The organism is Clostridium niameyense, from assembly GCF_001243045.1.
Lineage (GTDB): Bacteria > Bacillota > Clostridia > Clostridiales > Clostridiaceae > Clostridium_F > Clostridium_F niameyense.
Genome location: NZ_LN849007.1, coordinates 1,809,214 through 1,829,702, shown reverse-complemented (window position 1 = coordinate 1,829,702; position 20,489 = coordinate 1,809,214). Strand labels below are relative to the sequence as shown.

Genomic DNA, 20,489 nt, shown 5'->3' with positions numbered 1-20,489 from the left:
AATTGGTAAAAATAATGCTAATAATTTATCAAAATTGTGTCTTTAAATTAAATATGTATTTATAAAATAATAAATTTAAAATTAAGAAAATTAACTATAAATTAAATTTAAATATACATTTATAAATTGTGAATATTAATGAATAAATAAGGAAAATGAAGTTTAAACTAGTTAAATTAGTTAAACTCTTTTTTTATTTGGAAAAGGATGTTGTTTTTATTTATGAAATAGTGTTACAATGAGGATAGAAAGTTAGTTATTAATTAAACAATCTTTGTATTAAAACGTTAAATATATAACATTGTATTTTAAAATATAAATTGACAAATATAAAAAATTTACTAAGGTGGTGTCATTATGAATATAGTTGTTTTTATAGGGCCTGCTATTTTAGCCATATTAGGTATAATTATGAAAATTGGAAAGCTTAGTTTAGTGGTATCGAATTACGGGGAAATATCAAGATGTGAGAAAGAGAAAGATGATGAGAAAAAATTACGTAAATTAGTAAGTAATGTACTTCTTATTCTTTCAAGCATATTTATTATAATTGCATTTTCAAAATTGTTAAATCCTGTTTATTTTACTTCTGTAGCCATAATGGGAGAAGTAATAATATTTTTTATAATGATTGTGCCATTAATTTATATTGCTAATTGAAAATATTGCGACTTAAAATACTTAATTAAAAATAATTTAAAAACAAATAATAGAAATTGCAATTACTTCTCCTTATACACGTATTAAGCTATGGTTTTTCATTCTTTTCATTTTTAAAAGAGGCTGTTACAAAATAAAATTTTGTAATAACCTCTTTATATTTTTATAGATTAATTTATGAATATAATTTTTAACTAAGTTAAATTTAACTTGTGTAACATAAAAATTGTAAAATTCATATGTATACTAAGAAAGCATTAATTAGGAGTTATTAATTTGAAGGCAGATGCTGTTTTTCAAGGAGGAGGAGTAAAAGCTATAGGCTTTATAGGTGCTATTTATAGATTAGAAGAGGAGAATATTATTTGGAAAAGACTTGCAGGAACTTCTGCTGGAGCTATAGTAGCATCTCTTTTAGCTGTGGGATATACAGGAAGAGAACTAAAAGAAATAATCTACAATATAGATTATAAGAAGTTAGAGGAAAAATCATTACTGCAGAATATACCCCTAGTTGGTAAGCCATTAGAACTTCTTATAGAAAAAGGGATTTTAAGTACAGATTCTATAGAAAAATATCTTATATACTTATACAAGAAAAAAGATAAATTAAAATTTAAGGATATAAGTATAAATGGGCAGTCCAGATTAAAAATAATTGCTACAGATGTAACTAATAAAAAATTATTAGTTTTACCTGATGATATAAAAGACTATGGTATAGATCCTATGGAGTTTGAAATATCTAAAGCTGTTAGAATGAGTATAAGCATACCTTTCGTATTCACTCCTGTAAAGCTTAATTATATGGGACAAGATGTTTATATAGTTGACGGAGGTCTTACAAGTAATTATCCTATATGGATATTTGACGTAGAAAGTGTACCAAGATGGCCAACTTTAGGATTTAAACTTAAGAAAAGTAAAGAAAAAATTATATGCGGTAAAGCAGATTTTCTCTCTTATGTTTATGATGTAGCAGACACGGTTATAGAATGTTATGATGAGACATATTTAAATGATAAGGACAAAGTAAGAACTATATCTATACCAACGTTAGGAGTTAAAAGTACAGATTTTCATATTGATTTAAGTAAGAAAGAAGATTTATTTAATATCGGATATGAAAGGGCAGATAAATTCTTAAAGTCATGGAACTTTGAAAACTATATAAGAAAATATAGAAGGTAAAATAATAGCTTTTGCCATAAAACATAGAAGGGGCTTCTCATATTGCATTTTATGCATTGTAAGACAGCTCCTTTTTATAATATTTAATAAAAACTACATAAATTTTTTAATATTATATATTGGCATTTACAAAATTCATCTTTAGGATTTATTTCATAAGCTTTTTTTGCAAATTTTAAAGCAGCCCTATAGTTGCCTATATTTTTATATACTAGAGCTTTTTCCACATAAGCTTTAGCGTTATTAATGTTTATTTTTATTGCTTTAGAGTATATATTTAAAGATTCTTTAGGTTTATCTAAAGAAAATAATAGCGCGCCTTTAAGACAAAGAGCATCATAGTGATTAGGATTTATACTAAGACACATATTGCAGTATATTAGGGAAGCATGAAAATTAAAGCACATGTTTAAAAAATTAGCTTTTTTAAAGTAAAAGTCATCATTTTTAGGATCTAGTTCTATAAGTCTATTGCAACAGTAAATTGATTTTTCAAAAGATCCCTCTATATCGTATATTTTTATTAAATCTAGATAGGCTTTTTTACTGTTAGGAATAAATTTTAAATAGGTTTTAATATACTTTTTTGCATCTTCTATTTCATTCATATCTAAATGGGCTTCCCCTTTTATTAAATATGTATTAGCGTGATTTTTATCTAGTTTTAATGCACAATCAAAATTTTTGAAAGCCTCATCAATTTTATTATTTTTAAAAAGTTTAATACCTTTATTTAAAAGCTTTTTAACTTTTTCCTCTCTGGAATTAACCTTAATATAATTTTCCATAAAAAATCTCCTTTATAGATAAGTACTATTAGGAGTATTTACAAGTTATTACATAAATATACTTATATAAGTTGTATGTTGATTTATATCAATAAATTATACCATATTATTTTCAATTTATAATTATTAATTTAAATAAAGCCTGTATTTTAAATTAGTAATAAATTCATACCATAACTTAAAGAGAGAGATTATATCTCTCTCTTTAAAACTATTATATGAATAAATCTACAAATTTAAATTTAACTGTATCTACCAAGCCCCTATTAGTTAATCTTAATTCTGGTAAAACTGCTAATGCAAGTAGTGCCATAGTCATAAAAGGTGAAACTAAATTACAACCAAGTTTTTTCCATGCACTCTCTAATTCATGTACTAATTCTGCTACTTCTTCAATAGGTTTATCAGACATTAAACCAGCGATAGGAAGAGGAAGTAAAGCTAATATTTTACCATTTTGTACAGCTGCCATTCCTCCACCAACTTTAGCTAATGTGTTTCCAGCTAAAGCCATGTCTTCATCATTTGTACCTACAATTAATAAATTATGTGAATCATGGGCTACAGTAGAGGCTACAGCCCCTTCTTTTAAATGAAAGCCTTTTACAAATCCTTTTCCCATAGTTCCAGTACCTTTATGTCTTTCAATAACTGTAGCTTTTATAATATCCTCTTCTAAATTTATTTGGGCAATATCATTTTTAATAGGAATTTCACATTCTTTAGCGTAAGTGCCAACCTTAGCTTCTATAATTTCCATTACACGAACAAGAGCTTTGTTCATATTTTTCTTAGGAGCTTTTATAATAAAATCCTTAGCTTCTAGTTTTTTAGGTAAATGCACTGATTTTTTAGCAAAGTCAGGATAGGAAGCTTTAGAAATTTGTGTTAACATTTTACCATTATTGGCAACTAGTTCACCATTTATTAAAACTTTCTCTACGCTTACTTCTGTTAAATTACTAATTAATAGGATGTCCGCTAATTTTCCAGGAGATATACTTCCCAAGTCTTTATTCATATTAAAGCAATCAGCTACATTTATAGTTACCATTTGAATGGCAGTTATAGGATTTACACCTTCTTCTATAGCTCTTTTTACAATATGATTTAGATGCCCTTTAGTAATTAAAGTATCAGGATGGGTGTCATCACTAACTAAAGTTGCAAATCTAGTATCTATATTATTTTCAGTTATACTTTTTACAGTTTCATGTACATCATGCCATGCAGAACCTTCTCTTAGTTGAGCATACATACCAAGTCGCATTTTAGCTAGAGCATCTTCTGATCGTACAGATTCATGACAACATCTAATTCCAGATGCTACATAGGCATTAAGATTGGCTCCAGTTTCAGGCATTGAATAGTGGCCTGTTATAGTCTTATTGGAAATTAAAGTGGCTTGAAGCTCTTTATGCATGTTAGAATCACCGTAGATTACTCCAGGAAAGTTCATCATTTCTCCTAAACCAGCTACCTCATTTAAAGCCATGGCTTCTTTTATTTCTTTTGGTCCAAGGGTTGCTCCATTATCCTCAAAACCTGGAGCTGCTGGAACACAAGATGGCATAGCAGTATATACCCTAAGAGGCACATTTTTTCCGTCCTCAATCATTAAATTTACTCCATTTATACCTAAAACATTGGCAATTTCGTGAGGATCCATATATATTGTAGTAGTTCCGCAAGGAATAACACTTTTAGCATATTCTCTTACAGATACCATGCTACTCTCTACATGAATATGACCATCCATAAAGCCAGGAGTAATGTAATAACCTTTAGCATCTATAATTTCTGTGTTTTTTCCAATAGTATGAGAGGCATCTCCTACTAAGGCTATTCTTCCATGAGTTATAGCTACATCGGTATCATTTATGATTTCTCCTGTATTTACATTAACTAATTTACCTTTTTTAATCACAAGTTCAGCAGGTTTTGTCCCTGTAGCTACAGCTACTAATTCCTCAGTTACTTCCCATAATTCATATGTTTTTTTCATAAAAAAATCCTCCTTATGTTTACTCTCATAAACTAAAAAGGAGACTATGCAATTACATTTATATTTGTAATTTAGAGAATCCCCCATAGTCGAAAATAATTTACGGTTATTCGGTAGAAACATCTGAACCTTATTATCAGATTTATATGAGAGCAAATATTCATATTATTAAGCAAATAATAACATATATTACGAATATTTTCAATTAAATGCGACAAAATTTTTGTTAATATTATTTATTTTCATAAAATACTATATTTTATAAGTATAATGACTTAAATAATTTAAATAAATTATATGGATATATTGAAAAATATTGGTTAATAATAAATTTAAAAGGTATAGTAAATAAAGTTTTATATCCATATGAGGTGAGTTTAATGAATAATTATATAAATATTTTAGTAAGATCCATTATCTCCTTTATAATACTATTATTTGTAACAAGATTAATGGGAAAAAAACAAATGTCACAATTAACTTTTTTTGACTACATTGTAGGAATAACTATAGGAAGCATTGCGGCAGAAGTTTCTGTTGATAATAGTGTTTTACTTGACGAAGGCATTATTTCATTGTTAGTTTGGTCAATCTTGCCTATATTATTAGGATTTTTAGCTTTGAAAAATATACCATTTAGAAAAATGATAGATGGGGAACCTACAGTTATTATTAAAAGTGGAGAAGTAATAAGAAAAAACTTAGCTAAAAATAAACTTAATATAGAAGATCTTATAATGAAGCTTAGGGAAAAAGGGGCGTTTAATATAGATGAAATTGACTATGCTATTTTGGAAGCAAATGGAGAGATTAGTGTTTTATTTAGGCAAGATAAGCAATCTATAACCCCATCAGATTTAAATATACAAAATCCTTATAAGGGACTGCCTAAAACTGTTATAGAAGATGGTGTACTTTTAGAGAAAAAAATGAAAAGTTTAGGTATATCTAAAGCGTGGCTTATGAATAAACTTGCTTATAAAAATATATATGAAATAAAGGATGTGTTTATAGCTCAAGTAGATGATGGAGGAAATATATATATAGATATTTATGAAAAAAATAATGGGATGTAGTTAAACTCCCCATTATTTTCTATGTTTAAACGCTAAAATTAAGTATTATAGTTCTTTATATTGAGGTTCTTCGTTTTGAATGTATTGTAACCTTCCATTTAATTCATCAACTATAGTTTTTTGTGTTTGAGCTAATGAATTAAACATTTGTTTTGCATTTTGATCATTGGTATCAAGAGCAAAAGATTTAAGATTTGCTAAAACTCCTTCAGCACTTGCTATTGTTTGTTGAACCTTACTTCCTACTGTCATATTTAGTACCCTCCTAATTAAGAATTATTTTTACAATACTAGTTTTACCTTTTTTAAATATATTATGCTAATAATAAACCCATATAGGATAAAGTTAAATGGTTATTTTTCAATAAATATACAATTATTAAATAAAATTATAAAAATATATTGAAAAGTTTTATATGTTAAAATTAAAGTATATTAATTTAAGAAGGTGAGTTTTAAATAATGTTAGAAGAAGCAAAAAAGGTTTTAAAAAAATATTTTGGATATAATGAATTTAGAAAATCTCAAGAAAGTGTTATAAAAAGTATTCTACATAAAAATGATACTGTAGCTATTATGCCAACAGGAGCAGGAAAATCTATTTGCTATCAACTACCTGCTATGCTTTTAGAAGGAATAACTATAGTTATATCTCCACTTATATCTCTTATGAAAGATCAGGTTGATTCATTAAAAGAAATAGGGGTAGATGCTACATACATTAACAGTTCATTAACTGGAATAGAAGTACAAGAGAGAATTTTTAATGCGAAAATGGGACTATATAAATTAATTTATATAGCACCAGAGAGACTAGATTCGGAAAACTTTATAAACAATTTAAATGATTTAAATATTTCATTAGTTGCGGTAGATGAAGCTCATTGTGTATCTCAATGGGGACATGACTTTAGACCTAGTTATACTAGAATAAGTATATTTATTAATAAACTTAATAAAAGGCCAATAGTATCAGCGTTTACTGCAACAGCTACGGAAACTGTAAGAAAAGATATTTTAAGTCTATTAATATTAAAAAGTCCTAAGGTGTTTGTAACAGGGTTTGATAGAGAAAATTTAAAATTTGAAGTTATAAAAGGAGAAGATAAAGAAAAATTTATATTTGATTATTTAAATAATAATGAGGGTAAGGTTGGAATAATATATACATCTACAAGAAAAGAAGCTGAATCTTTATATAATAAGCTTATTTACAAACAATATAAAGCAAGAGTTTATCACGCAGGATTAAGTGATGGGGATAGAAAAAAAGCTCAAGAAGATTTTGCGTTTGATAATGTTGATATAATAGTTGCAACTAATGCTTTTGGTATGGGTATAGATAAATCTAATGTGAGATTTGTTATACATTATAATATACCAAAAAACATGGAAGCTTATTATCAAGAAGCTGGTCGTGCTGGAAGAGATGGAGAGCCTAGTGAATGTATACTTTTGTTTTCACCTAAGGATATACAAATACAAAAATACTTTATAGATGAGAGTTATTTATCACAAGAAAGAAAGAATAATGAGTATAATAAGTTAAGGATTATGGTAGATTATTGCTACACCTCAAAATGTTTAAGATCATATATATTAAATTATTTTGGGGATAAAAATATAATGGATAAATGTGATAATTGTAGTAATTGTAATGATGAAAGAGAAGAAAAAAATATTACAATAGAAGCTCAAAAAATATTTTCTTGTGTTTACAGAATGAAAGAGAGATTTGGAATAAATATGGTAGCAGATGTACTTATGGGATCTAAAAATAAAAAAGTACTAAATTCAAATTTACAAATGCTTTCCACATACGGAATAATGAGTGAATTTAGAAAAAAAGATATAGTATCTTTAATGAATAAATTAGTAGCAGATGATTATATGTGGACTACAGATGACAAATATCCAGTAGTAAAATTAAAAGAAAAATCTTATGAGGTTTTAAAAGGTAAAAAAGATATATATATTAAATTATCTAATATTAAAAAGATGGTTAAACATGACAATGAACTATTTGAAATTTTAAAACATTTAAGAAAAGAAATATCTAAAGAGGAAAGAATACCTCCTTTTATGGTTCTTACAGATTCTACCTTAAAAGAACTTAGTGAGTATATGCCTATAGACTTAGATTCTCTGCGTTTGATAAAAGGTATAGGTGAGAGAAAAGCTGAAGTTTATGGAGAAAAAATTATAAATATAATTTTAGAATATATGAAAGAAAAAAATATAGAGCATGAAGATATAAAAGAAAAAAATAAAATTTTAAAAGATAAAAAAGAAAATGATACAAAAATAAAAACTCATATATTAAGTTATAATTTATATAGACAAGGTAAAACTGTAATGGAAATTTCAAAAGAGAGAAATTTAAGTTTTATTACTATACAACAACATTTATTTAAATGTTTAGATGAAGGTATGGAAATTAATTTAGATGATTTTATTCAAAAGGATTATGAAAAATTAATATTAGATGCTATTAAGAGCATCGGAGGGAATAAACTAAAGCCGATAAAAGAAGCTTTACCTAAAGAAGTAGATTATATGTCTATAAAATCCGTATGGTATAAATATAAAGATATAGTATAAATGGCATAAATTTAGTTCTTTTTGAAAGACTAACTAATATAAACATATATTTATAGAAGGGAGAGCCTTTCATGGATGAATTAGGTTTAATAAATGAAAATCAATTAGGTATAACTAATGGTCATGAAGATATTAAAAATAGTTTAGAAGCACAGTTCAAAGGAGAGACAGGAGAGATTGGTTTATATCTTGCTATGGCAAGGGTAGCTCAAAGAGAAGGGTATGCTGAAATTGGAGAAATTTTAGAAAAAATTGCTTTTGAAGAAGCACAACATGCTGCAAGATATGCAGAGATTAATGGAAAGATTTCAACTTCCACAAAAGCCAACTTAGAACAAATGTTAAGAGGAGAGATTGGTTCAAATAAGATGAAAAAAGATTTAGCAAAGAAGGCTAAAGAGGAAAATTTAGATGAAGTACATGATTTTATAGATGAAGCATCAAGAGATGAGGCAAGGCATGCAAAAATGTTAAAGGGATTATTAGATAGATATTTTAAATAAAATTTTATGAAAGTAGCTCTAGATGAAAATCTAGAGCTATTTTTATATATTTATTTAAAATAAATTTTTCATTATAGATGAAATTTTGATTTATAAGTAATAATATAAAAACAAAGTTGAGTTGAAATTTTTATTAAATTATCATAGAATATAGTGTACTTTTGATTATAAATTTGTTAATCAAAACATATAAATTAATATAAGTAAAATGTTTACTAAAGAAAGTAGGGCTTATATGAAAAGAAAATTTAAGGTGTCTATAATTCTATGTTTAATAGCTATTTTATTAATTGCAACACAATTACCTATTAGAATCTTAAATAGAAATAAAGTAAAAAATGGACAATCAATACCTATACTAATGTATCATTCAATTAGTAAGGATGGAGAAAATCTTTTTAAAGTTAATAAAGATTCTTTTTATAAGCAAATGAAGTATTTAAAAGATAATGGTTATAAAACATTATCTTTAGATGAAGTTTACCAATATATTAAAGACGAAAAGAAATTCCCACAAAAATCAGTAGTTATAACTTTTGATGATGGATATAGAGATAATTATGTAAATGCGTATCCTATATTAAAACAATTTGGATTAAAAGCTACCGTATTTGTTATTACGAATACAGTAGATAAAGGAACTTATTATATGAATTCTAATGAATTAAAAGAAATTAATTTTAATAATATGGATGTACAAAGTCATACTACAAATCATTCTAAACTTAATCAGCTTAAAGAAGAGGAAAGACATAAAACATTAAAAGAATCAAAAAATTATTTGGAAAACTTATTAGGAAAAGAAGTTAGATATATAGCCTATCCCTATGGTAGATACAATAAAAAAGTTATAGAGGATGTTAAAGCATCCGGATATAAAATGGCCGTAACTACTAGAAGTAGCTATGCATCTATAAAAAGCGACTTTTATAAATTAAATAGAATCAATGTTAGTGGATACACAAAATTAAACGGATTTAGGAAATCCTTAAATAGTGAAATTTAAATAATTAAATATTAAAATTTATTTTAAATAAAGTACCTTAAAATAGGTACTTTTTATTAAATTTATTTATATTTATCTGCCATTTTATTTTCAATATCTTTAATCATTTTTTTTACCATCTGACCACCTATATTTCCAGCAGTAGACATTTCATTTATGGCCTTTGAAGAAGTATTTCCCATAGAAAGTTCTTTGCTAAGATTTCTGTTCTCCATAATCATATCTTTTGCAACTTCTATTTTAAATTCTTCTAACTCTTTTTCTTTTCCTCTTACTAAAGGTTTTTTTCTTGACATAAATAAACTCCTTTCTTTATATAATAACTTTAGTTTCCCTAAATTAATTAATAATATCCCTGGCATATTGACCCTAAAAATAAAATGATTATTTTTATAATTAATTGCCAGGGATATTATTAGGATTTAAATATAAATTATAATCCAGATATGGAAACATTAAACATTTGAACTGTTTTAGGAGCTTTAAATCCATTACATTGTTGTATTTCTTTAGATAAATACATATGTTTTTGGATATTATTTATATTTCCAGAAACGGATCCACCTGTTATAGGAATTGTGTCCTTTCCATCATAGTACCGCCCAAGTCTTATTTCTCCACCAAAATCTCCAGTTACAGGATTTAATTGGAAGTCAGAAAAAGATATTAACTCTACGTATGGAGAGTTTTTTAGTTCTTTTATACTTTTAGAACCAGGTTTTACATCTATGTTTAATATGTTTCCAGTAGGTTCTACATTAAGATAGTAGCTGTACCTACTAGATCCGTGATATTGTTTTAATACACCATTTTCAAATAAATTTATTTTACTTAAAGTTATACCATCCATATCATAAGGTACAGAGTGAGTAGAATTTTTCATAGTAGGGTCAAGAGATATGTTTATAAGATCTCCATATATATTTTGTCCCTGAATCCTATCGCCAACTTTTAATTGGGATATATTGCTGTAAACGTTAGATACATTGGATTTACTAATATAGTAACTAAAAAACTCTTTTAATGCGAATCCACTTAAAAGTATAGTATATTTAGATGATTTTAAAGTAGTGTTTGCTAAGGCTTTTTCTTTAGCTAAATTAAGCATTTCTTTAACATTTTCTGATATATAATCTGTATCAAAATCTGAAAACTCTAAGAACTTATATAATTCTACTTCTTCTGTAGATCCCATAAAATTAACTATAAATTCTAATTGGCCTTTATATTTTTCATAGCTAACATCAATGCCTTCAGAATTAATAATATGAATATAGCATTTACTTAAAAATAATTCGCAGGAATTTATACCTCCATTTTCGTAAGTATCATATTTGTATATAGCTTTAGTAAGTTCAGGTATCCAATGAGAGATAGGTTTTAGCGAAAACTTAGAATTTAAATAGCTAGGTTTTTTATTTGAGGGTGTTGGTAAAGTATAAAATTCATTTTTTACAAAATTAGAAGCTAATACAGCATCACTTAAAATTTTATTTATTTCTTCATTATTCATAGTAGGATATATGTTACAAGTGGAAGACCCTTTAAATTTATTACCACCTTCCTGGAAATCCTTATATACGGTTACAGAGAAGTAGTGAACTTTTTTGCTTCTGTCCATATCTAAATTCTTCTTTATAAAAAATAATTCTATAGATTCAGTTTTAGTTTCTACTATTTTATAACCATTTATATCTTTAGTTCTTAATAAACTTTTTATAGTATCTATCATTAGCCTAACCTCACTTTCGCTTTAATATATGGACCGCCAGAAGATACTTTTACGTATTCTTTATAACCTTTACCACAAGCTCCCGAGCCGTCTAGATGAAGTTTGTTAGAAACCATAGAAATAGAATTTAGTACATCTGGTACATAACCTGTTAATATTACAGGAGATACTATTCTGCCAGTAAATTTACCGTCTTTGATTTCTCGACCTATATCAACCATACATTGAATTCCCCAATTTTTAGGATCCTCCATACCACTACTTGGACATTCAAGTAAATATCCGTATTTTATAGAAGCTATCATATCTTCTAAAGTATCTTTTCCAGCTTCAAAAAAAGTATTGGTCATTCTTGCATAAGCCTTTCTTTCAAAAGATTCTCTTTTTCCATTTCCTGTAGGTTTAATATTAAGACTTAAAGCTGATAATGTATCAGAGAATCCATTTACTAATATACCTTTATCTATAACAAGTGTATCGCTACCTAGGTTTCCTTCATCATCAAATAAATAAGAAGAAACATGGTTATAACTTTGAGCACCATCACGCATAGATACTAGATTTGAAGCAACTTTTTTGTTTATATATTCTTTAGCTTTAGCACGATTTTTTGTAAACATATCCATTTCTACCCCGTGACCAAAGGCCTCATGAGCTATAAGCCCAGAAACATCAGGAGAACAAATTACATCATATTCGCCTGGAATAACAGGATTTGAATCTAAAAGTGCTATAGAGTTATTTACTAAATCTTTTATGGAATTTTCCATTTCATTTAATATTTCAAATCCTTTAAGTCCTGAGAAAGATTTATAAAGAGATTTTATATTAGAATCTCTTCTTACCGTACTAATTAAATAGGATTCGCTCCATACATAAGATTGTTCTAAATTTCTATTTGGAGAGATAAATATTTTAGATACATGAACTGTTTGAACATTAGTTACAAAATCAACTAGAAGATTAGAAATATCTAAAGCTTTGTTTTTCATTTGGGTAAGTTTCTCAAGTATTTCTTTATGATTTATAGGGGTAGATAAACTTTGTACTTTTCCATAAAAATTTTTTTCTAAAAAATCTTCCTCAATTATAGGGTATTTTGTATGTGAATTTTTAAGGGTATTTAGATCTTTTAATTGATTATCTATTTTATTTATTATATTTTCCGCAAAAATTTCAATATTATTTTTATCTATTTCATTAAAGGAAAATTCAGAGTAGTTAATATCGTTGTATACTCTTAAAACGAAACCTCGCTCATTCCAAAAGGAGTCTCCTAAACTTATGCCTGTTTTTTGGACAGTATAGGATTTACCCAAAGAGTCTGTTCCTAATATAGACACATATTTGTATTTTCTTGAAAGGATAGAAACTAATTTTTTTAAAGTCGTTTTATTTTCAGTTAAAAACTTAGATGTTTTTATCTCCATTAATGTACCTCCTTTTTCCATATATTATAAAAATAATTTATCATTTAAATTTATAAAAATCAAATAAATATTAAAAGTTGAAATTATATAATAATAAAGTTAACATATTTTTAGTACAAAATATATTTGGTCAATATTAATATAATAATAGAGTAGGAGAATAAATAATAATGTCAATATTTTTTTATGAAACAATTATAGGTAATATAGGAATAGAAGAAAAAGAAAATAAAATATTTAGATTATATTTTCAGGGGCAAAATATACCTGGTGAAATAGAGATTAAAGAAACATATATATTAAAAAATGCTGGAATTCAACTTAAAAACTATTTAAATGGAAAACTAAAAAAATTTTCACTTCCATTATATATAGAAGGTACAGATTTTTCAAAAAAAGTGTGGGAAGTTTTATGTGAAATTCCATATGGCCGAACTTTAACATATAAACAAGTGGCTGAGAAAGTAGGAAATCCTAAAGCAGCTCGTGCAGTTGGATTTGCTTGTAATAAAAATCCCATACCTATTTTTATTCCGTGCCATAGGATTATAGGAAGCAGTGGAAATCTGACAGGATATTTAGGGGGATTAAAACTTAAAAATTATTTATTGAATATGGAGAAACATCATATCTAATTAGTTTATAAAGGTATATAGTTTATAAATTTACACAAAATTACTTTATTATAGGTAAATATAATGGATAATTAAGTAAAAAAATAAGATTATGTATTAATTATAATTAATTTTATAAAAAAATATTTACAAAGTTTATCTTTAATAATATAATAATTTTAGTAATTAAAATTGATTATCAATATCATACATAGGAGGAGTAAAATGTTCAGTAATAAATCAGCAATAAAATATAATAAAAAATTGCATGTATGGTTTGGAATAATACCAGCAATAATATTTTTATTAGTTTCTATAACAGGAATATTACTTATTTATGGAAAAAGTTTATCTTTGGTTCCTAAAAGCCAAAAAGGAGTTAAAAACGAAGTTTCTAATTCAATTTCAATGAAACAAGTTGAGGAAATATCTTTTAAAGTAAACAAAAAAGAAATATTAAGTGCAAAGGACATAAAGAAAATTGAATTTTATCCAAATAGAAATGTATATAGGGTTAGATCTAAAAAGGGTTATGATATTCAAATTGATATGAGTACAGGAAAAGTATTAAGTGCTGAGAAAAATATTGGTTCAATATTGTTAGCACTTCATACTGGAAGTTTTTTTGGAGAGTGGTTTGAAAAGTACATAATTGCAGGTTCTGCGTTATCTTTAGTAATAGTAACCATAACAGGGATATATTTGTTTATATTCCCTATTTTAAAGAAAAAAAAGCTGATAATAAAATAAATCAATAATAAGTAGATAGGAAGACCCCTATCTATTTATTATTGATGATTTAACCTATGCAATTCATAAATAATTCTTATAAAAATAATACAATTATGTTATTTAAAGAAGTCTATATTAGTTTTTATAGTAGAACTCATATCGTTTAATGAAGATGATACTTCTGATAAGGAACGTAAACTTTCAGCTTGTTCTTTTAGCTTTATATCAACAGAATGAGAAATTTGTACAGTTTCATTGATATAGTCGACAACAGCAGTTAAAGAAGAAGTATTTTCTTCTATACTAGCAGTTTGTTCCTCAATTATAGCTATGATTTCTTCTACAGAGGTTTGAGAATTTATTGATTTATTTTTTATATCTTCCATAAGTTTTGTAGTAATTTTAGTATTATTAATTAAATTTTTAAATTTTACATTCATAATATTTACAATCTTTGAAGTATTGAATATTTCTGATTGAATGTTTTTTAATAAACTATTAATGTTTTTAGAAGATATGGCACTTTTATTAGCCAGTTTTTTTATTTGTTCAGCTACTACTGAAAAGCCTTTGCCGGACTCACCAGCCCTGGAAGCTTCTATAGCTGCATTAATAGCAAGTAAATTTGTTTGTTTAGCCAAATTATTTATAATTTCTACTAAAGAATTAATTTCATTAGAAGTATTAGTTAAATAACTCATTTTTTTATTAATATTTTTTAAAGAATTTAAAGAATCATCAAGAGTTAATTCTATATTATTTGCATGATTACTTCCTTCCAATGCAGAGTTTGTAGCAATATGAACTACCTCATTTAAATTTTCTAAATTAAAAGAGATATTATTAATTCCATCAGAAAATTGCTGTAATATAAATAAACTATCTTTTAAAGAATTTAAATTTATATCCATTTTAGTATTAACATCAATTAATTTATCAGATATATACAATTGAATATCTTTATTATCTTGTATAAGAGAAACTAAATTATTAGAATGTTTATTTAAAACCTGAGCGTTTTCTTGTAAAGGTTGTATTATTAACTTTATTTTATTTAAAAATATTTTAAAGTTTTTTCCTAGATCTGAAAATTCATCTTTTCTATTTAATAAATCTTTATCTACCTGTATATTTAAATTGCCTTGGGATAATTTTTTGAAAATTTCAGATAAACTGATTATAGGTTTAGCTAATTCATTTGTAAAGTTATTAATCATTATTACAGAAAAAAATAAAATAATAATTAATATTGCAATGCCGATTAATGTATAAATTAATATACTGCTACTTATTAAACGGTAGGGAATAGCAATAATTAAATTTAGTTTAGAATTTTTAAAACATCTATAGTTAACTAAAGTTTTAGTATTATTTAAAATAAATTTTCCGCTACCAGATTCATTATGTATTAATTTTTTTACAGGTTCTAAATTTGATAAATTAACAATTTTATTACTTGATGAAGGCTTACTATTAAGTAGAGAATTTCGTTTGTTAGTTAATAACAAGGATCCCTTATTATCTAAAATACCAAAGGTGCAATTTAAATCTTTAGTGCTACAGGCCAATAGATTACTTAGGCTTTTAATTTCAAATATTGAAGATACTGTACCTATGATTTTATTGTTAGTTTTTATAGGAGTACAATAAATTATGATAGATTCTCCTGTTAAAGGAGAAATAATTATATCCGAATATGACCCCATTCCTTCCATGGCTTTTTTAAAATAGTTCCTATGAGAAATATTTATATTCCCTATACTTGGATATTTGGCTATTTGCATTCCGTTAATATCTGTTATAAATACTCTTTTAATAAATTTATTTGTAGATACTAAACTCTCAATCATATTTTGATTTTTAGGATCTTGTAGATTAGGGAGAATTGATAAATTGTTAGCTAGTAAATCTGTAGAACTTTTAACGGAGCCTATAGAATTTAGAATTAATTTTTCACAATCCCCAGAAGTCTGTTGTAAATAATAAGTACTGGTTTTTTTCATATAGTTAATATGTAATAATATAAAAATAAAAGTGCATATGGAAAGTGTAATTATTAATGAAAAAATACATTTCATTAATAGATTTTTTTTAAAGTTTTTTGTCACTATACTTTACCTCCAATAAATAATTTTGAAAAAACATATAAAATTATACAGTTTTATAATAAAAAAGTACAGTAAATATGAACAAAATATGTATAATATATGTATATATTTTAAAAAACAGCGAAAAAATATAACATTATTAGTTGTAAAAATTTAAATATTAGTCAATAAATTAATAATTTTACAAATAAAGTTATTGAATGCATGCATAAGTTATAAATCAATATATATCCTTAGATTGTAACAAACCAGATTTTTATGCTAAGGAGCATATCGATGGAGCTATAAATATAGGATTACATGCTTTTTCAGATAAGGCAGGTAAGCCAGGAGATCCAGGTTGGGGTGTTATACGTAAAAAGGAAGACTTGAAAAAACCTTAGATAAATTAGGAATAGATAATAAAAAAACTGTAATATTCTATTCAAATGTGTTTAAGGGTCCTGGAGCAGATGGAAGAGCTGTTTGGCAATTAAAAATGGCAGGTTTAAATAATGTTAAGTTAATGGCAGGGGACTTACATATTGGAAAAACTTGGTCATGAGGTTACTGATAAAACTACCAAACCAATAGCAACATCAGCAGTAGAAGTAAAAGATTATGACCTAACAAATTCTCCTAATAAAGATTATGTTTATAAAAATTTAGGAAAAAAAGTTATTATAGATGTAAGAACAAAGGGCGAATTTAAAGGCTCTCAAAAAGTTGGAGAACCAAGAGGAGGTCATATAAAAGGAGCTGTTAATCTAGTATGGACAGAGTTATTAAATAAAGATGGTACTCCTAAATCAGCAGATAAGATAAATAAAATAATGGGAAACTTAGGTGTTAAACTAGAAGATGAATTTGTGGTTTACTGAACTATGGGTATAAGATCTGGATATGCATCCATGATTCTCAAAGCAGTTGGCTTTGAAAAAGTTAAAAACTATGAGGCCTCAATTTATGAATGGGGCGGAGATTCAAAAATGCCTATGGAAAAGTAAAATTCAATTAAAAATAAACTTTTAATAAGGTAGCTTATTTGCCATCTTATTTTTTATAATAAATTAATGTTTTAATGTGAGGAGAGTTATATTTAATTTATTATATTGTTTTATATATGTTAATGTTTGAATAAAAATTATTTTAAAGATAAATATATAATTAAATAAAGGATAATAGGTAATGTGTAAATTTAAAGTATATATAGTTACCTACAATATCTTTATTATTGAGTTTTAAGGAGGTGATTACATGAACCTAATGAGAAAACCCAATAGATTGATAAATGAAAAATCTCCATACTTATTACAACATGCATATAATCCTGTTAACTGGTTTGCATGGGGAAAAGAAGCATTTAATAAGGCAAAGCTAGAAGATAAGCTTGTATTTTTATCTATTGGGTATAGCTGAATTGGTTTATAAAAAAGTACGTGTCATTGGTGTCATGTAATGGAAAGAGAATCTTTCGAAGATGAAGAAGTAGCATCTTTTTTAAATGAAAATTTTATATCCATAAAGGTGGATAGAGAGGAAAGACTTGATATAGACAGTATCTATATGAGTTTTTGTCAGGCTTATACGGGAAGTGGAGGATGGCCACTTACCATAATTATGACACCAGATAAGAAACCATTTTTTGCAGGTACTTATTTTCCTAAACATAGAAGATATAATATGCCAGGATTTATGGAAGTTCTAAATTCTATAAATAAACTTTGGAAGGAAGATAAGTCTAAAGTTTTAGAATCTAGTGATAGAATACTGAAAGAAATTCAATCTTTTGAAGGCTATAATAATGAATATGAACTAGATGAAAGCATAATTTATAAGGCTTTAGAGAATTTAAAGAAAAGCTTTGAAAAAGAATATGGAGGTTTTAGTAACGCCCCCAAATTTCCAACACCTCATTATATATTATTTTTATTAAGATATTATTATCTTAATATGGATGAAAAAGTTTTAGATATGATAAATAAAACTTTAATTTCTATGTATAAGGGTGGAATTTTTGATCATATAGGTTTTGGTTTTTCAAGATATTCTACAGATAAAAAGTGGTTAGTTCCGCATTTTGAAAAGATGTTATATGATAATGCGCTATTGTCTATAGCTTATACAGAAGCTTATAAAATCACTAAAAATCCCTTATACAAGGAAGTAACGGAAAAGATATTAGCTTATATAAAGAGAGAGATGTTATCAGAAGAAGGGGGATTTTATTCAGCTGAAGATGCAGATTCAGAGGGAGTAGAAGGAAAATTTTATTTATGGGATGAAGAAGAGATAATAGATGTTTTAGGTAAAGATTATGGAGAACTTTATTGTAGAATTTATGAGATAAATCCAAAAGGAAATTTTGAGGGTAAAAGTATACCTAATCTTATAGAAACTCATTTAAGTATTGTAGAGAATAATAAAGAAAAATTAGAAGAAATGAGAGAAAAATTATTTCAGTATAGAAGTAAGAGAATACATCCATATAAAGACGATAAGATACTAACCTCTTGGAATGCTTTAATGATAATAGCTTTTTCAAAGGCAGCTAGAACTTTTAATAATGAAAATTATAAAGATATATCAATAAAGGCTTGTAATTTTATATTTAAAAATCTAATGGATAATGAAGGAACAGTATATACAAGATTTAGGCAAGAAGAAAAAGGCAATGAGGGATTTATAGAAGATTATGCTTTTTTATCTTTAGCACTTATAGATCTTTATGAAACTACTTTTAATACTTATTATTTAGAAAAATCTATAGAAATTACAAATAAAATGATAGATTTATTTTGGGATTATAATAAAGGTGGATTCTATTTATATAGCAAAAATAGTGAAAAACTTATAGTAAGGCCTAAAGAAATATTTGATGGAGCAATACCTTCTGGAAATTCTGTAGCTACTTTAAATTTAATATTACTTTATTATATAACAGGAAATGAAAGTTATAGGGATTTGGTAGATAAGCAGTTTAAAACCTTCGGAGAAATTATAAAATCATCTCCTATGTATCATTTATTCTCAATAGTAGCTTATATGTATAATATTTTCCCTTTAAAGGAAATTACATTATCTTATAAAAAAAATAAAGTAGAACTTGAAAAATATATAAATGAAATAAATAAGGAATATAGACCATTTTCTATAGTTATATTAAATGATAATAGTGGTGAATTGGATAAAATAAATCCCAATATAAAATTCAAGGAAAGTATAAATGATAAAATCACTATTTATGTTTGTGAAGATTATAGTTGTAAAGATCCTATAGTAACATTAGAAGAACTTAAAAAAATATTAAATAAATAACAATATACAAAACTAGTTTTTAAAAAAGTTTTTTAGAAACTAGTTTTGTTGCCATTTTTAACTATTTTCATATAATATACTATAATCAATAAATAAGAGGTTGGTATGAACAGTGAAGAATATTATATAGACCTAGATGAAAAGGCTGAAAAGATGCTTAGGCAAGGACAATTTTTAGGAGCTGGACATAATGGCATAGTATATATGTTGCCTCACAAAAAAGTACTTAAAATATTTAAAGATACTAGAGTTTGTGAAAAGGAAAGGATGATTTTAGAAAAGACTAGGGGAAGTAAATATTTTCCTAAGGTTTATGATTATGGTGATTATTTTATTCTAAGAGAGTATGTAGCAGGAGACAGATTGGATCATTTTATCAAAAAACGCGGTTTTAATAGAAGGATAACCCATAGCATTATTAAGCTTATAAAAGAATTTGAAAGGCTAGATTTTAAAAAACTAGATATGAGATGTAAAGATATTTATATAACCTCAAATTATAAATTAAAAATAATAGATCCTAAAAATAATTATTCAAAAACAGTGGAGTATCCTAGACATTTAATGAAGGGATTAAATAAACTAGGAGTGCTAGATAAGTTTTTAAACCAAGTAAAAAAAGAAAATAAAAAATATTATAAACAGTGGAATGTTAGAATAAAAAGATACTTACAAAAAGGAATTAAATGATTTAAAAAATTATTATTAATAAATATTAAAACCACAGTTTTAAAAAAACTGTGGTT

The 20,489-nt window shown here is 25.9% G+C and carries 18 protein-coding genes, 1 pseudogene and 1 riboswitch; of the genes and pseudogenes, 12 read left to right on the top strand and 7 right to left on the bottom strand.

What is annotated here, in order from left to right; translation table 11 throughout:
• Window positions 1–357 precede the first annotated feature (357 nt).
• Window positions 358–660 (top strand): DUF3784 domain-containing protein, encoded by a 303-nt coding sequence (locus BN1711_RS09590; protein WP_050607935.1) that lies wholly within the window; start codon window positions 358–360, stop codon window positions 658–660.
• Window positions 661–936: 276 nt separating this feature from the next.
• Window positions 937–1,851 carry a patatin-like phospholipase family protein gene (locus tag BN1711_RS09585; protein WP_050607934.1) on the top strand — a complete coding sequence of 305 codons (915 nt, stop codon included), beginning with the start codon at window positions 937–939 and terminating at the stop codon, window positions 1,849–1,851.
• Window positions 1,852–1,934: 83 nt separating this feature from the next.
• Here BN1711_RS09585 and BN1711_RS09580 read toward each other — a convergent pair whose 3' ends face one another.
• Both BN1711_RS09580 and ade read right to left on the bottom strand, forming a co-directional pair.
• Window positions 1,935–2,639, bottom strand: a complete 705-nt coding sequence (locus BN1711_RS09580) for a tetratricopeptide repeat protein (protein WP_050607933.1) — start codon at window positions 2,637–2,639, stop codon at window positions 1,935–1,937.
• Between the two features lie 214 nt (window positions 2,640–2,853).
• On the bottom strand, window positions 2,854–4,644 hold the full coding sequence (gene ade, locus BN1711_RS09575; RefSeq protein ID WP_050607932.1) for an adenine deaminase: 1,791 nt from the start codon (window positions 4,642–4,644) through the stop codon (window positions 2,854–2,856).
• A gap of 66 nt (window positions 4,645–4,710) precedes the next feature.
• A riboswitch (purine riboswitch) is annotated at window positions 4,711–4,814 on the bottom strand.
• A gap of 210 nt (window positions 4,815–5,024) precedes the next feature.
• On the opposite strand from ade, the gene BN1711_RS09570 reads away from it, so the two are divergent.
• The gene (locus BN1711_RS09570; protein WP_050607931.1) at window positions 5,025–5,720 is read left to right on the top strand and encodes a DUF421 domain-containing protein; all 696 of its coding nucleotides are present in this window, start codon (window positions 5,025–5,027) and stop codon (window positions 5,718–5,720) included.
• A gap of 45 nt (window positions 5,721–5,765) precedes the next feature.
• On the opposite strand, the gene BN1711_RS09565 is transcribed toward BN1711_RS09570, so the two are convergent.
• On the bottom strand, window positions 5,766–5,972 hold the full coding sequence (locus BN1711_RS09565; RefSeq protein WP_050607930.1) for a DUF1657 domain-containing protein: 207 nt from the start codon (window positions 5,970–5,972) through the stop codon (window positions 5,766–5,768).
• A 210-nt stretch (window positions 5,973–6,182) separates the two neighbouring features.
• Here BN1711_RS09565 and recQ point away from each other — a divergent pair, with 210 nt between their 5' ends.
• The 3 genes from recQ (at window position 6,183) to BN1711_RS09550 (ending at window position 9,830) form a co-directional block, all read left to right on the top strand.
• The gene (recQ, locus tag BN1711_RS09560) at window positions 6,183–8,321 is read left to right on the top strand and encodes a DNA helicase RecQ (protein WP_050607929.1); all 2,139 of its coding nucleotides are present in this window, start codon (window positions 6,183–6,185) and stop codon (window positions 8,319–8,321) included.
• A 71-nt stretch (window positions 8,322–8,392) separates the two neighbouring features.
• A complete protein-coding gene (locus BN1711_RS09555) occupies window positions 8,393–8,824 on the top strand; it encodes a ferritin-like domain-containing protein (protein WP_050607928.1) in 432 nt (143 codons plus the stop codon).
• A 235-nt stretch (window positions 8,825–9,059) separates the two neighbouring features.
• Entirely contained in the window at window positions 9,060–9,830 is a 771-nt protein-coding gene (locus BN1711_RS09550) for a polysaccharide deacetylase family protein (RefSeq protein WP_050607927.1), read from the top strand.
• A gap of 62 nt (window positions 9,831–9,892) precedes the next feature.
• On the opposite strand, the gene BN1711_RS09545 is transcribed toward BN1711_RS09550, so the two are convergent.
• From BN1711_RS09545 to BN1711_RS09535, 3 genes are all read right to left on the bottom strand, one after another.
• Complete coding sequence (locus BN1711_RS09545) at window positions 9,893–10,126, bottom strand: alpha/beta-type small acid-soluble spore protein (RefSeq protein ID WP_050607926.1); 234 nt, start codon at window positions 10,124–10,126, stop codon at window positions 9,893–9,895.
• 137 nt (window positions 10,127–10,263) lie between these two features.
• Window positions 10,264–11,562, bottom strand: a complete 1,299-nt coding sequence (locus tag BN1711_RS09540; protein WP_050607925.1) for a metallopeptidase TldD-related protein — start codon at window positions 11,560–11,562, stop codon at window positions 10,264–10,266.
• Window positions 11,562–12,992 (bottom strand): TldD/PmbA family protein, encoded by a 1,431-nt coding sequence (locus tag BN1711_RS09535; protein WP_050607924.1) that lies wholly within the window; start codon window positions 12,990–12,992, stop codon window positions 11,562–11,564. The genes BN1711_RS09540 and BN1711_RS09535 overlap by 1 nt, the downstream gene beginning before the upstream one ends.
• 170 nt (window positions 12,993–13,162) lie before the next feature.
• Between BN1711_RS09535 and BN1711_RS09530 the strand changes: the two genes are divergently transcribed.
• Together BN1711_RS09530 and BN1711_RS09525 are read left to right on the top strand one after the other, a co-directional pair.
• Entirely contained in the window at window positions 13,163–13,627 is a 465-nt protein-coding gene (locus tag BN1711_RS09530) for a methylated-DNA--[protein]-cysteine S-methyltransferase (RefSeq protein ID WP_050607923.1), read from the top strand.
• 204 nt (window positions 13,628–13,831) lie between these two features.
• Window positions 13,832–14,356, top strand: coding sequence for a PepSY-associated TM helix domain-containing protein (locus BN1711_RS09525; RefSeq protein WP_050607922.1), 525 nt, complete (start codon window positions 13,832–13,834; stop codon window positions 14,354–14,356).
• Window positions 14,357–14,454: 98 nt separating this feature from the next.
• Here BN1711_RS09525 and BN1711_RS09520 read toward each other — a convergent pair whose 3' ends face one another.
• On the bottom strand, window positions 14,455–16,341 hold the full coding sequence (locus BN1711_RS09520; protein WP_243128246.1) for a methyl-accepting chemotaxis protein: 1,887 nt from the start codon (window positions 16,339–16,341) through the stop codon (window positions 14,455–14,457).
• A 629-nt stretch (window positions 16,342–16,970) separates the two neighbouring features.
• Between BN1711_RS09520 and BN1711_RS09515 the strand changes: the two genes are divergently transcribed.
• The 4 genes and pseudogenes from BN1711_RS09515 to BN1711_RS09505 all read left to right on the top strand — a co-directional run bounded on the left by BN1711_RS09515 (window position 16,971) and on the right by BN1711_RS09505 (window position 20,433).
• Window positions 16,971–17,306, top strand: coding sequence for a sulfurtransferase (locus tag BN1711_RS09515; RefSeq protein ID WP_050607920.1), 336 nt, complete (start codon window positions 16,971–16,973; stop codon window positions 17,304–17,306).
• A gap of 3 nt (window positions 17,307–17,309) precedes the next feature.
• A complete protein-coding gene (locus tag BN1711_RS12875) occupies window positions 17,310–17,432 on the top strand; it encodes a hypothetical protein (RefSeq protein ID WP_279233078.1) in 123 nt (40 codons plus the stop codon).
• Between the two features lie 250 nt (window positions 17,433–17,682).
• Window positions 17,683–19,743, top strand: a pseudogene (locus BN1711_RS09510) (thioredoxin domain-containing protein).
• Window positions 19,744–19,848: 105 nt separating this feature from the next.
• Entirely contained in the window at window positions 19,849–20,433 is a 585-nt protein-coding gene (locus BN1711_RS09505) for a protein kinase (RefSeq protein ID WP_050607919.1), read from the top strand.
• The last annotated feature ends 56 nt before the right edge of the window (window positions 20,434–20,489 follow it).

Bases quoted from the DNA above. Each gene is read 5' to 3' on its own strand.
- BN1711_RS09520 (WP_243128246.1), bottom strand. From the start codon at position 16,341: ATGAAAAAAACCAGTACTTATTATTTACAACAGACTTCTGGGGATTGT.
- BN1711_RS09545 (WP_050607926.1), bottom strand. From the start codon at position 10,126: ATGTCAAGAAAAAAACCTTTAGTAAGAGGAAAAGAAAAAGAGTTAGAA.
- ade (WP_050607932.1), bottom strand. From the start codon at position 4,644: ATGAAAAAAACATATGAATTATGGGAAGTAACTGAGGAATTAGTAGCT.
- BN1711_RS09570 (WP_050607931.1), top strand. From the start codon at position 5,025: ATGAATAATTATATAAATATTTTAGTAAGATCCATTATCTCCTTTATA.
- BN1711_RS09525 (WP_050607922.1), top strand. From the start codon at position 13,832: ATGTTCAGTAATAAATCAGCAATAAAATATAATAAAAAATTGCATGTA.
- recQ (WP_050607929.1), top strand. From the start codon at position 6,183: ATGTTAGAAGAAGCAAAAAAGGTTTTAAAAAAATATTTTGGATATAAT.
- BN1711_RS09535 (WP_050607924.1), bottom strand. From the start codon at position 12,992: ATGGAGATAAAAACATCTAAGTTTTTAACTGAAAATAAAACGACTTTA.
- BN1711_RS09540 (WP_050607925.1), bottom strand. From the start codon at position 11,562: ATGATAGATACTATAAAAAGTTTATTAAGAACTAAAGATATAAATGGT.
- BN1711_RS12875 (WP_279233078.1), top strand. From the start codon at position 17,310: ATGGGTATAAGATCTGGATATGCATCCATGATTCTCAAAGCAGTTGGC.
- BN1711_RS09555 (WP_050607928.1), top strand. From the start codon at position 8,393: ATGGATGAATTAGGTTTAATAAATGAAAATCAATTAGGTATAACTAAT.
- BN1711_RS09550 (WP_050607927.1), top strand. From the start codon at position 9,060: ATGAAAAGAAAATTTAAGGTGTCTATAATTCTATGTTTAATAGCTATT.
- BN1711_RS09580 (WP_050607933.1), bottom strand. From the start codon at position 2,639: ATGGAAAATTATATTAAGGTTAATTCCAGAGAGGAAAAAGTTAAAAAG.
- BN1711_RS09565 (WP_050607930.1), bottom strand. From the start codon at position 5,972: ATGACAGTAGGAAGTAAGGTTCAACAAACAATAGCAAGTGCTGAAGGA.
- BN1711_RS09505 (WP_050607919.1), top strand. From the start codon at position 19,849: ATGAACAGTGAAGAATATTATATAGACCTAGATGAAAAGGCTGAAAAG.
- BN1711_RS09590 (WP_050607935.1), top strand. From the start codon at position 358: ATGAATATAGTTGTTTTTATAGGGCCTGCTATTTTAGCCATATTAGGT.
- BN1711_RS09530 (WP_050607923.1), top strand. From the start codon at position 13,163: ATGTCAATATTTTTTTATGAAACAATTATAGGTAATATAGGAATAGAA.